This window comes from Glycocaulis alkaliphilus (assembly GCF_004000605.1).
Classification (GTDB): domain Bacteria; phylum Pseudomonadota; class Alphaproteobacteria; order Caulobacterales; family Maricaulaceae; genus Glycocaulis; species Glycocaulis alkaliphilus.
Genome location: NZ_CP018911.1, coordinates 1,271,466 through 1,284,357, shown reverse-complemented (window position 1 = coordinate 1,284,357; position 12,892 = coordinate 1,271,466). Strand labels below are relative to the sequence as shown.

General features: G+C 64.4%; 8 protein-coding genes. All 8 read right to left on the bottom strand.

The genetic code is table 11. The annotated features are described in order from the left end of the window. Positions 1–1,836, bottom strand: a complete 1,836-nt coding sequence (locus tag X907_RS06135; RefSeq protein WP_127566257.1) for an SLC13 family permease — start codon at positions 1,834–1,836, stop codon at positions 1–3. An 85-nt stretch (positions 1,837–1,921) separates the two neighbouring features. Next, on the bottom strand, positions 1,922–4,129 hold the full coding sequence (locus X907_RS06130) for an alpha/beta fold hydrolase (RefSeq protein WP_170175483.1): 2,208 nt from the start codon (positions 4,127–4,129) through the stop codon (positions 1,922–1,924). Between the two features lie 96 nt (positions 4,130–4,225). Further along, positions 4,226–5,839: a tetratricopeptide repeat protein gene (locus X907_RS06125; protein ID WP_127566253.1), complete on the bottom strand. Its 1,614-nt coding sequence runs from the start codon at positions 5,837–5,839 to the stop codon at positions 4,226–4,228. Between the two features lie 72 nt (positions 5,840–5,911). Beyond that, the gene (locus X907_RS06120) at positions 5,912–7,120 is read right to left on the bottom strand and encodes an acetyl-CoA C-acyltransferase (RefSeq protein ID WP_127566251.1); all 1,209 of its coding nucleotides are present in this window, start codon (positions 7,118–7,120) and stop codon (positions 5,912–5,914) included. A 236-nt stretch (positions 7,121–7,356) separates the two neighbouring features. Further along, positions 7,357–8,589 carry an acetyl-CoA acetyltransferase gene (locus X907_RS06115; protein ID WP_127566249.1) on the bottom strand — a complete coding sequence of 411 codons (1,233 nt, stop codon included), beginning with the start codon at positions 8,587–8,589 and terminating at the stop codon, positions 7,357–7,359. Continuing rightward, complete coding sequence (locus X907_RS06110; RefSeq protein ID WP_127566247.1) at positions 8,586–10,289, bottom strand: class I adenylate-forming enzyme family protein; 1,704 nt, start codon at positions 10,287–10,289, stop codon at positions 8,586–8,588. The genes X907_RS06115 and X907_RS06110 overlap by 4 nt, the downstream gene beginning before the upstream one ends. A 109-nt stretch (positions 10,290–10,398) precedes the next feature. Further along, the gene (locus tag X907_RS06105) at positions 10,399–11,886 is read right to left on the bottom strand and encodes a carotenoid oxygenase family protein (protein WP_233352552.1); all 1,488 of its coding nucleotides are present in this window, start codon (positions 11,884–11,886) and stop codon (positions 10,399–10,401) included. After that, entirely contained in the window at positions 11,867–12,838 is a 972-nt protein-coding gene (locus X907_RS06100; RefSeq protein WP_233352551.1) for an NAD(P)H-dependent flavin oxidoreductase, read from the bottom strand. Before X907_RS06100 ends, X907_RS06105 begins: the two co-directional genes overlap by 20 nt. Between the last annotated feature and the right edge of the window lie 54 nt (positions 12,839–12,892).

Here is a 12,892-nt window from a genome sequence, read left to right as displayed (position 1 = left end):
TTAGAGTGGCCAGACCACCAGGATCACTGGGACGCCGATTGCGATTACGACAACCTCCAGCGGCAAGCCAAGGCGCCAGTAATCGCTGAATTTGAAGCCACCGGGTCCAAGGATCAGCGTATTGTTCTGATGGCCTATTGGCGTCAGGAAAGCACAGCTCGCCCCGACAGCCACCGCCATCAGGAAGGGATCGGCGCTGACATTCATCGCAGCAGCGAGGCTGATTGCGACAGGACACATGACCGCCGCTGTGGCGGCGTTGTTCATGAAGTCAGACAGCGTCATGGTCACGATCAGGATGAGCGCCAGCACCAGAACAGGCCCTGCCTGCCCGGTGAGCGAGAGGAGCTGGGCGGAGAGAAAGCTCGCCGCGCCGGTACTCTCCAAGGCTCCGGCAACCGGCAGCAAGGCGCCAAGAAGTACGATCACCGGCCAGTCCACATTGTCGTAAATATTGCGCAGCGGAATGATGCGCAGCACCATGACGGCCAGCACGCCCACCGCAAAGGCCATGGCGGCCGGCAGCGTGCCCGTCGCGGCCAGCGCCACCGAACCGCCCATCACCACAGCCGCCGTTACCGCCTTGCGCGCATCAGGAATGCGCAACGTGCGCTCGGCAAGCGGAACGCAGCCCATATGCGAGGCAAACTCCGCCATCGCCTCTTCACTGCCCTGCAGCAGGAGGACATCACCCTCTCTGATCTTCATGGTCCGCAGCCGGGCGCGTGAATGCGTGGCATTGCGCGAGACAGCGAGAAGATTGACCTGAAAGCGTGTACGCAGGCGGATGTCGCTGGCTGAGCGGCCAGCAAGCGCCGAGCCCGGCGACACCGCATATTCGGCCAGATGCACTTCATCGGCGTGAACGATGCGGCGGCGGCCACCGGGGGCTGTCTCCTCCGCCAGATCAGCCTCCTGCCCGTTTTCCCCGTCCTCCGGAACGGTAGACGCCTCTTCTTCCAGTTGCAGGCCGAGCGCAGACAGAGCTGTTGTCAGCCCTTCGGGGTCCGCCTCGATCACCAGAAGGTCACCGGCCTTCACCTTACGATTGGCGTGAGGGGACGGGTAGCGCTTTTCATCGCGGATAAGGGCGAGCACTTGCGCGCTGGCCTCATCCAGCTTGGACTGGAGCTCGCGCAGGGTCTTCCCGTTGGCCCTGCTATCATCGAGCACACGCGCCTCTGTCAGATAGCTGCCCGTTTCGAAGCCTTCGGCGCTTTGCGAGTGGCGGCGCGGGACCAGAAGCCAAGACAGCGCGAGCACGAAAACAATGCCCGCTCCGGCAATCGCAAGCCCGACCGGCGCAAAGTCGAACATGGCGAAGGGGCCAAGGCCTGCCTCTGCCCGGAAGCCTGACACGATCAGGTTGGGCGGCGTGCCGATCAGCGTCGTCATGCCCCCAAGAATGGAGGCGAAAGAAAGCGGCATCAGCAAGCGCCCCGGGGCCATGCCCTGCTTGCGGGCGATCTGCAGCGCTATGGGCATGAGCAGCGCCAGGGCGCCGACATTGTTCATGAAGGCGGACAGGAAGGCAGCCAGCAAGGACAGGGCCGTCAGCATGACCATCGGGTGCGCGTTTTTTGGCAGCACGGTGCGCGCGATGACATCCACCGTACCGGCTGATTGCAGCGCTCCGGACAGAATCAGAACGCAGGCCACCGTGATGACCGCCGGATGGCCGAACCCGGAGAAGGCGTCGCCAGCCGGCACCAGTCCCAGCAGCACACACGCCACCAGCGCCGCCAGCGCGACGGCGTCATGGCGCAGCTTTCCCCAGAGGAAGAGCGCCATGGTGGCCGCCAGGACGATTCCAAGAAGTATGATCGGCAGCGACATTGAGGGAGGCCCTACAGAAAAGACAGCGCGCTTAAGTCCATGCCGTCATGGACTTAAGCGCGCCCTCCTGCAAGGGGTGGCTTCCCTAGAACGGCGTCAGGTCAGCCACTGCGGCAAAGACGGCCAGTGAAACCGCCGCCAGCGCTGTCAGGATTATTCCGGCCAGCGTGCCGATTGCCATACGTCCCGACGACAGGCGCGCACCCGCCACCAGGAAGAGGGCTGCAAGCCCGGCAAGGCCGCCCAGCAGGATGGCCCAGGCCCCGATACGCGCCGGGCCGGCAAAACCGGCAATCAGCACAATCGGAGAGATTTCGCTGGTATACCAGGCGGCGTAACCCAGCACGGCAAGGCCAACCATACCCAGCATGGCGGCGGTCACGCTGGCAGCGCGCGCGCCGCCCGTATTGGCAGAGGGCGTGCGGTCGATACGGCGCAGGACGAATGCCACCGGGAATACCAGCAGGGCCATGCCAAGGATGAATGCCGAAATGCCGCCCCAGGCGAGCAGGCCGATAAGGGCGGGCGGGTCCTCCTCCATATTGACGATGGCGCGCGCCACGAAGCGGGACGTCATGGGAATGACGAATGACGGCTCGGCATTGGCCGTTTCCACGCAAGACGTGTCCAGCCCGGCCGCGGGATCGTCGAAAAAGGCGACCATGATGCCCGCCGTGCATTCGTCAGAGCGGGTCGGACCATGTCCGGCAAACGGCACCTCGAGATACTGGCCATTGGCAAAGCCCGGCATGATCTGGCGGGCAAGGTCGGGCGGCGTGATCGGATCCCACGCCCCGTTAACCACCAGTGTCGGCCCGTCAAAACTGACAGGCATGTAGTCAACCCGGTCTCGCAATCCCATCCCGTATTGCTCGCACAGGGCCTGGCTGGCCGCTGCGCCCTCAACAGAGCCGATAAGCCCGGCAAGCCCCGGCACCTCGCCCATATCCTCGGCGATCACCTGCGCGCTATGCCACGTATAGCCGTCATTGCAGGAGATGGCGGCGTTCATGCCGGGCGAGAAATCGCCGCCCGCCAGATCACCGCCCCCGCCCAGCGCGATGGCGGTGAAGACCGTCTCGTCGCGCCGCTCGGCCGCCCGCACCAGCGCGTTCAGTACGCCGGCGAGGCCAGCATAGGTGCTCTGCTCGTACATCATGGAGAAGGGGGCAAAGGCAATCGCCGCACCGCCCACAGCGACCTGTCCGCCGGGAAACACCTCGGTGTCGGATACTGTCACGACCACCGGGTTCTCCTGCAGCGAGGCGATGGCCGCATAGGTGCGCGCCTCCAGATCAGGGTAGGCGCGCGCGCAGGCCGCGTCGGCCTCGCATGTCGTCACGATATGATCGAGAACCCGCGCAGCCCAGCGATGGATGCGCATCAGGTTTTCCAGATCGTTGGGTACAATGGCGTCCAGCACCAGTGCGCGGATGCCTTCCGGGTCGACCCGCGTCAGCATCTGCCCCAGATGGGAGCCATAGGAGATGCCCCAGACATTCCAGCTTTCATAGCCGAGCGCCTCGCGCAGCACGCGCACATCGCGCGCATTCTCCACCGTATTATAGGCGGAGAGGTCCACGCCCTCGGCCAGCGCCCGCTCGAAGCAGCGTGCAAGACGGCGCCGCTCGAACTCTTCCTGCTCGGCAATGGTCTGTCCGGTATTGAGCGCGGGCTCTTCCAGAGAAAAGAGCGGGCAGAAATCTCCCGACTGGGTGATGCCCCGCTGCTGAAGGATATAGAGATCGCGCGTCTCGGTGGCCGCATGGTCGACGAAACGCTCTACATAGCTCGTCACGCCAACGCCCGGCCCGCCGGTCAGATACGCTATCGGGTCGGCCAATGGCTCGTAGCGCCGCTCCTCGTCTTCGCTGTCGTCACGTTCGGCCTCATCGTCTTCCGGCCCGCGCGCGTGGATTTTCACGTAGAGAAGCTGGATCACCCGGCTGGTTTCAGCTTCGCGGTTCTCACGCACCGCCAGCAGCCCGCAGCTTATATCGCCCGGCTCATAGTCGATGGAGCCGCGAAACGGGCAGATGACGGGGACAGTATCGCCCTCGGCCAGCGAAGTGAGCGCTGGCGGCGGAGCGTCCGTGAAGGAGGATGCAACCGCTTCTGACGCTAATGCCTCGTCAGAGGTCGACAGGTCTGGGACGTCTTCCGGTCCGGCGTCTTCAACCGTGCTTTCAGGTTCCACAGGCGGCGCGGCGTCCTCCTGCACGGCCCAGCCAGCCGCCGAAACACCGAAAATAAGTGTCAGCGCCGCCAGCGCCCCCTGCCAGTTCCGAACCATCGCAACCCCCATCGTGCGCCGCGCCCTCACTGACCGGCGTTAACCAATCGCCACCCTAGCGCAAGCAAGACGGCCCGCAAGCGGACAGTGGCCACATCACGGCTCACGGGCGTGGGCAGCCCCCCAAACCGCTTCGGTGCGCAGGATGAAGAGGTTGCGAAGGCTGGTGACTTCCCTGCCCTCATCGGCAATTCCACGCGCATCTGCCTGCGCGCTGGCGTGACCGATCAGGCTGGCAGACGCATCCCTTACACGGTCAAGCGCCGTGCCAGGGCGGTGCAGATGATAGAGTGCGATCACGGCCAGGCTGCCGTCCCAGTACATAGCGTCGAAAGAGCCCGGTGCGGGATCGGCCAGCTCCCGGCCGCGCAGCAGGTCCGCATAAGCGTCCTCATACTGCCCGGCACGCCGGGCGATGGCGCTACGCTCGGAATGGAAGTTCTGCAAGTCATGAGCCGTTGCACCACCAGCCTCCAGATCAGCTTGCGCTTCGCCGGCAAGGCGCAAGGCTGACGCGTGGTCACCGTCCAGGCTCAGCAGACGGGCTTCGGTCATGGCAAGCACTGCCCGGTCCGTGCCGCCCAGCCGCCCCTGCAGAGCCGCTGCGTGACGGGCAAACACCGCGCGGGCTTCGGCGTCCTGCCCATTATTGGTCAGCGCGGTCACGTAGCTGGACAGGGCATAGGCCACACTGACCGGCCTGTCCTGCATGGCAGTGGTCACGAACTCGAAGCGGCGTCCTTGCATCGCAAGGGCCTCGTCGGGGCGGGCCTGCTCCGACAGGGCATGCGCAAGCGCAGCCATGGCCGCGCTCATATAGACCGGATCAAGATCCTGCTCGGCCTGCCATATTTCCATGGCCACCGCCGCCAGCACCTCGATCTCGGGGAAGCGGCCGGCCTCAAATGCTGCTTGTGACTCCAGTGATCGTGCCAGCAGGAATTCGGACAACTCCACGCGGCGCGCGGCGCGGTCCTGACCTGCCCCGGCCAGTGCAGCCCGGCCCAGCATGGCATCGCGCGTCCCGCCCCAGTCGCTCGCCCGGCGCGCGCTGTCATACCACTCGCCATAGGACCTCGCAGCGAGAAAGCGGGCCTGCCCGGATAGCCCGTCAGGCTGGTCTGCCTCCGGCACACGCGTCAGGATGACAAGGGCGCGCGCGGCGAGGCGCGCGGCGGCGGGGTAATGAGCCTGCGCGTCGGCCGCCTGAGCGAGCTGATAGAGCGTGACGGCCGTGTAGGCGTGGTCCCCGAACGCGGCCTCATATATCGGCAATGCGGCACGCAACTCGATCTCTGCCTCAGCGCCCCTGCCCTGATCGAGCAGCGCGGCACCCAGCACCGAGTAAACAGCTGCGAGTGCGGGCGAATCCGCCGGCAGACGGCCGGTATCGATCTGCAGAGCACGGCGCGCCATTGTCTCTGCCGCGTCCGGGCGGTCCGCCAGCCTCAGCGTTTTGGCATAATGAAACAGCACGTCGGAAAGGATGGCCGGATCAAGCGCCTCGTCAGCGTCCAGAAGGGCGTCCAGCAGGTCAGAGAGCATGAGGGCAGCGTCCACTGGCCGCCCTTCATTGCGCACCTCCAGCGCCGCGTCCACGTGTCCGGCCACCAGCCCGGCTATCTCATCGCCCTTCGCTGATGCCAGCCCCGCCAGCGCCAGCGCGCCGGCCAGCAAGATCAGCCTGGCAGTGAGGAAGAGATGGGACACGGGGCGCGGACTCCTGTGTGGAACCCGCCCAGAATAGAGGTCAGCGGCCAGGCTGTAAGCCCAAAAACCCTGTCAGACCCGCTCCACCACCATCGCGCTGCCTACACCCGACCCGCCATGAGCGACGACAAGGCCGAGGCTGCCGCCGGAGCGTTCCAGCCCCGCGACCATCGTGGCCAGCAATATGCCGCCTGACGCACCCATCGGGTGGCCCATGGCCAGATGCCCGCCTTCCGGGTTCACCCTGTCGAGGTCCGGCGCGTAATCGCGCTCGAACTTCACCGGGGTGGCGGCGAAGGCCTCCATGAATTCGATCCGGTCAAAATCGGAGAGCTTCAGGCCCGTGCGCGCAAGCAGCTGGTCCATCGCGGCAAAGCCCGCGGTAAGCTGCAGCACGGGATCGGCGCTGGCCTCGGTAAAAGCACGGATGCGCGCTTTGGGCTTTATCCCTGCTGCTTCCCCAGCCGCCTTCGAACCGACCAGCGCCAGTGCCGCGCCATCGCACACGGGCGGGCAGTTGGCGACCGAGTGGACATGGCTGATCTCTTTGAGTTCGGGCCGCGCTTTGAGCATCACAGCGTCGAATCCGGCCGCCCCCATCTCGGCAAAGGCAGGGGCGAAACGGGCAAGTCCCTCGACCGTGGTGCCGGCACGCACGCTTTCATCATGGGCAAGAGCGGTCTGCCCTTCGGCGTCCTTTATGGCGATCACCTCATCAAGACCGCCCTTTTCGCGCGCCGCAGCGGCACGCTGGTGGGAGCGGGCAGTGACTGTGTCCAGCTCCTCCTTGGTGAAGCCTTCCATGGTGGCCATCAGGTCAGCGGAGAGAACCACCGGCACATAGCGCAGGGCAGACGCCGTCTTCGGGTCGGCATAGTAGAACGCCTTGTCGCCCATGAAGGGCACGGCGCTCATCATCTCCACCCCGCCGGCAAGGCGCAGCCGGTCATCATCAGCCGCCATCGTCTCATTGGCTGCCAGGCCGACCGCCGTCAGGCCGGAGACGCAGTAATTATTGATGGTCAGGGCCCGCACGCTGCTGGGCAGGCCAGCATGCATTCGGGTGACAAGGGCCAGATGGCCGCCTTGCGCGCCGACCTGCCCGACACAGCCCAGCGTAAGGCCAGCCGCGCGCTGCAGCGCGTCTGTGCCGTTGCGCGCCTCCAGCGCGGCGATGATCTGGCCGGTCAGCTCATGCGGTTTCAGCGCCGCCAGCCCGCCATCTTCCTTGGCCTTGCCACGCGGCGAACGGACAGCGTCATAGATATAGGTGTCGGTCATGGGGGATTCTTTTTCTCTTTAAAGTTCTTGTGCCTGTCATCACCCGCTTCATGCGGGTGACCCATACCTGCGACGGGATGTCCTCCCCCGTTTACGGGGGAGGTGTCTGGCTTGCCAGACGGAGGGGGGAGCTTGTTTCGATAATCCCCCCCTCGGCCCTTCGGGCCACTCCCCCCGCAGGCGGGGGGAGACACCATGGGTGGCCCGGACAAGCTGGGCCATGACAATGATTGGACCTAAACCCCGATCACGAACGAGACATTGGCCGTGCCGGAGCCGCCGACATTGAAGGTGGCGAAGGTTTTTGCGCCCTCCACCTGCATGTCACCGGCCTTGCCCGAGGTCTGGCGCGCAGCATCGAGCGCCATGCGCACGCCGGTCGCGCCAACAGGATGGCCAAGCCCGATCAGTCCGCCGGACGGGTTCACCGGCAGCTTGCCGTCAAACGCGATTGTCCCGTCCTCGACCGCCTTCCAGGCTTCACCCGGAGCGGTGAGGCCGAAATGTTCGATCGCCATGTATTCGGTGACCGAAAAGCAGTCATGGGTTTCGATCCCATCGACATCTTCCGGGCCGGAAATGCCCGCGCGCGCGTAGGCATCGGTGATGGCCTTGCGCGTCCACGGCAGGGCGTAACCGCCCTCCTTGCGCGATTTTTCCAGCTTGGTTTCCATCAATAGCGGCGCGGTGGTGTGCCCCCAGCCCTTGAGGCGGGGGATGGCAGCCAGCTCCAACCCGCGCTTCGCCGCGTACGCCCGCGCTGACGTCTCGCCCGCCAGCACGATCACGGCAGAACCGTCCGTCACCTGCCCGCAATCGGAGCGGCGCATCCAGCCTTCGATGACGGGGTTGGCCTCGTCATCGCGCGCAAAACTGCCCTCGCCGAACTGCCAGGCGCGCGTCTGTGCGTGCGGGTTACGTTTCGCGTTGTCGAAATTGATCTTCGAGATCGCGGCCAGATGCTCGTATTTCAGGCCGTAGCGGCGGTCATACTCCTCGGCCAGATCGGAGAACATGGCTGGCCAGAGATACCTTGCGCCCAGCGCCTCGCGCCCGGCCCATGCGGCTGAGCCAAGATGCTGCGCCGCGGTTTCACCCGGCACGTTGCGCATCATTTCCACGCCCACGACCGCGATGGTGTCGTAATGACCGGCGAGGATGTCGCTCATGGCGGCGAGGATCGCCATTGACCCGGACGCACAAGCCGCCTCGTGGCGGCTCGTGGGCTTGCCTTCAAAACCGGGATCTACATGGCCCATGAAGCCGCCCAGCAGGCCCTGACCGCAGAACAGCTCTCCGGCGAAATTGCCGACATGCACCGCGTCGATCTCGGCAGCATCCATCTGCACATCATCCAGCGCCGCGCGCGTGGTATCGGCGACCATGTCGAAGAGGGTTTTGTCCTTGCGCGTCCAGTTGGCGGCGAAATCGCTTTGCGCGCCACCAAGGATGAAGACGGGAGCGGTCATGCGTGCTTTTCCTTCGCGATTTCGACCAGACGCCAGCGCAGGACCTTGTTCAGCGGATTGCGTGGCAGAGCGTCTACGATGATGAGCTGTTCAGGCAGTTTGAAGTTGGCGATTTCCTTGGCCTTGAGGAATTCGACGATCTCTTCGAGCGTCACCGTTCCGCCCTCTTTGGGGACGGCGGCAACCCAGATGCGCTCGCCCATCACCTCATCGGGCATGCCGAACACGGCCGCCTCGGTCAGCTTGGGATGTCCCTCAAGCAGGGTGTCCAGCTCGGCCGCCGAAATATTCACACCGCCGCGGATGATGATGTCCTTGGCCCTGCCCCGGAAGCTGAAGAAGGCCTGATCCTCGGCAGATATTTGAAACAGATCGCCGGTTCGGAAATAGCCGTCAGCGTCGAACACCTCTTTCTGCTCGGCGGCGGTAGAGCCCCAATATCCCTCGAACACTGACGGGCCGCGCACCAGCAGCTCGCCATCCTCGCCGGGCTGGGTCACTTCCTGTCCGGTCTCGATCGACACCAGCTTGGTCTCGATGCGCGCATGCATGGGGTTGGCGAAATGTGCGCCCTTGTATCCGAAACGCGGGAAGGCCGTCGCCCGAAAGGCGGGATCGGGCACATCATCGGGCCCTGAGCACAGCGAAATGCCCTCATTGGACCCGAACAGGTTGACGATCTCCACGCCGCGCTTCTGCCAGCCCGCGACCATGAACTCCGATAGCGGCGCAGACCCCGAACCGACCACGCGCAGCCTGGACAGGTCGAACTGGTCCAGCATGCCCTCCTGCTTGAGGAGCATGGTGAGCACAGCCGGCGGCGCAATCGTCGCCGTTACCTTCTCGGTGACAAGCTGCTTGAGGAAAACCGGCAGGTCGAACGGGTGATGGAGAACCAGCGTGCCTTCGCTCAGGAGCCAGGAAACGAACATGCCGCCAATGGCCGCCATATTCGTCATCGGGAACGGGTTCAAAAGCACGTCGTGGGGCTGGATGGCCATGCCGTGATACGTGGCCGGGCCGATGGCCAGCCAGTGATTGTGGGAGCGGGGCACGCCCTTGGGCACCCCTGTCGTGCCAGACGTCCAGCAAATGGTGAAGCAATCGTCGGCCTCGCCCTTCTGCTTGGCGACAGCGCCGCCCAGGCCGAACGGGCCCTTGCGGGTGTTGGCGCGGCTGATCTCGGCAGAGAAATCGACCAGCCCGTCCCCGCCGCCATCCATCGACAGCACTTTGGCGCGGTCGCCAGCCACCGCCTTGCAGCCGCGCGCCAGCTCGCGGTCCTTGAACATTCTGGAGGCAATGAAGGCGCGCGGACGCACTGCATCCATCGCATGGCGCAATTCATGGCCAGCATACTGGACCGGCACGGGGCTGAGGATGATCCCCAGCTTGGCGCAGGCCAGATAGATCGAGAGCGTGTCGACCACGTTGGGCATCTGCATGACCACGCGGTCGCCCTTGACCAGCCCCTGACCGCTGAGTGCCGCTGCTGTGCGCTCAACCTCGTCCGCCAGATCAGCCCACACCAGACGGCGCGGCTTGCGTCCCGTCAGCGCTTCACGGTCGGGCGGATCGATCGCGGCCAGAGCCTGGGGACGCTTTGCGGCAGCCTGAAGAAACACATCGTAGAATGTGTCGTCGCCCCACCAGCCTTGCTTGCGATAGGTGGCGATCTTTTTCGGCGGTGCGAGTTTCATGCAGTCTGCCTCCCCAAGCCTGTCAGAAAAGTCATTATGCCCTGCCCCGCGCCTCATGCCACCGGGCGCGTTCAGGCAGGGCACTGGTCTCATGTCTGGCTGTGGCCGGTCAGGCCCAGCCCATCTCGGTTCCCGGCACCCATGTGGAGTGGAAACCGGGTGGCACGCGCGCAGGCAGGATGACACGGGCGACAGGACCCGCCTGAATATCCTTGGCGTCGATGATATGGCACTCCGACTGCCCGTCCACCTCGTTCGTGATGAAGGTGATGAGATACCCGTCATCTTCATCGCCATTGGAGTTGAGGCGCGGCGCGAACGGGCTTTCAGACCCGTACCAGCCATCCTTGAACTTCAGGCTCTGCGACGAGCCGGTCCTGGTGTCGAACTTGATCAGCCCGTCAAACACCATCGTCTCGCGATTGGTCGGGATGGAGACGTGGTAGGAATAGCGCGACTTGCGCCCGGCCACGTCCATGTTGACGGTCGGGAACTCGGCATTGCGGTCGTCCAGCCATTCCTCGCGGGTCTCGCCCGTTTTCAGGTTGAACTTCCAGCGGTGAAAGCGCGCCTTCAGGAGCAGGAAGGCCATCATGCGCGAATACATGCCCTGACCGGGCTTTGAGGGCGGGCATGGCTCGGTCACCCGGCAGCCCTCCATGACGATCCAGTCGCCCTCCTCCCACGCATTGGTGACATGGTAGATGTAGCAGGGCTCGGCCTCGAACCAGCGCACATCACCTTCATTGCCGTATTTCGGGATCACGCCGAAGCGTGACGGCATGTCGGGATAGAAAGTCACCTTGTGGATGCCGCGCGGCAGAAGCTCGGGATCCCAGAACAGCGGCAGATCGTGCAGGATCGCATAGTTTTCCGTCATCGCCATGTCGTGCGGCAGGCGCGGGCCCGGCACGTCGATGGGCACATTGCGGATCATCTGACCTTCGCGCGAGACGACGTGATAGGTCATGTAGGGCGGCTTGGTGTTGTAATCGAAGAAGAAAAGCTCGCCCGTCACCGGATCGGTCTTGGCGTGGGCGGAAACCTGACGGGTCAGCGCGCCGCCCCAGGTCTGCTCACCCAGCGTCTCGCCGGTTGCCGGATCAAGCCGGACGGGCACGCCCGCCTGGTACCACAGCGCCAGCACCTCGCCATTATGGAGGATGAGGTCGGTATTGCCCGAATCCTTCAGCCAGCCATCAGAGCCCGCACCCGGAGGGGCGCTGGGATCAGGATGGCCCATATAGCCCGGCCATTGCTCCTCACCCCGCGCGGCATTCGCCTTGAAGTGCGCGGTCTGGACAAAACGGGAGCGATAGCTCGCCTTGCCGTCCTTGAAGGCGATGGTGTGGACCATGCCGTCACCGTCAAACCAGTGATGCTTGGACTTGGGCGCATAGACCTGGTTCGGCCCGTTGCGCATATAGGCACCGCACAGATCAGCCGGAATTTCACCAATGACCTTCAGCTCATTGGCTGTCGTCTCATGGGCGACCGGCGCGTAAAGGCCGCGCAGATAAGCATTGTCGATATTGGCGAGCCATGACGGGGCGTCGCGCTCCATACCGTTATTGGACTCAGGCACCGGGGCGTTCATCACGAGCACTCCTTTCCAGACCATGAGGGGGCGATACGGCCCCCAGTTCGTGTGTTGTGTATTCACGGGCGAGACGGGCGACGATGCTGCCCAGCGGCTCCACCGCATTTACCGCGCCAACCCCCTGCCCGGCCGACCAGACATCTTTCCAGCCCTTGAGTATCTGGGAGGGGTCATCGAACTGCACCTTGCCCTTTTCAGGCAGGTTTTCCGGGTCGAGCCCGGAGCGTCTCAGACTTTCCTTAAGCCAGCTTGCCGGCACGCCGGTGACGGAGGCCGACACAACAATGTCGGACGCGCCGGAGCGCACCACCATGTCCTTGTAATCAGGATGAGCCAGGCTCTCCTCGGCCGGGATGAAGGCGGTGCCCATATAGGCCAGATCCGCGCCCATCGCCTCGGCAGCGCGGATGCCGCGTCCTGTTGAGATGCCGCCCGCAACGGCGATGATGCCGTCAAAAAACTGGCGTACCGCTTCAATGAAGGCGACATTGGCCACCATGCCCGTATGACCGCCCGCGCCAGCGCACACCAGCACCAGACCGTCCACGCCGGTCGCTGCAGCCTTGGCGGCGAACTGCACCGAGTTCACATCGGCAAACACCAGCCCGCCATAGCTGTGAACCGCTTCCACAACGCGCTGCGGGCCGCCAAGCGCCGTGATGACGATCGGCGGCTGGTATTTCTTCACCAACTCCAGCTCTGCGTCGAAGCGCGGATAGGAAGAATGGCAGACCATGTTGTAGGCCCAGGGCGCATCCTCTTCGGTCAGCGCCTCACATATGGTCTTCATCCAGGCTTCAACATCTTCGATGGTGCGGCAGTTGGGACCGGGGAAAGACCCGATTACACCAGACCGGCACGCGGCGAGCACCATGTCCGGCCCGGAGACGAGAAACATCGGCGCGGCCACCAGAGGCAGCCGAAGACGGCACGTGATTGTATCGGGCAAGCGGTTCAAGTGTCGGCCTTTTTCGTTTGCATTGCCACGCATGGGAGCATGGTC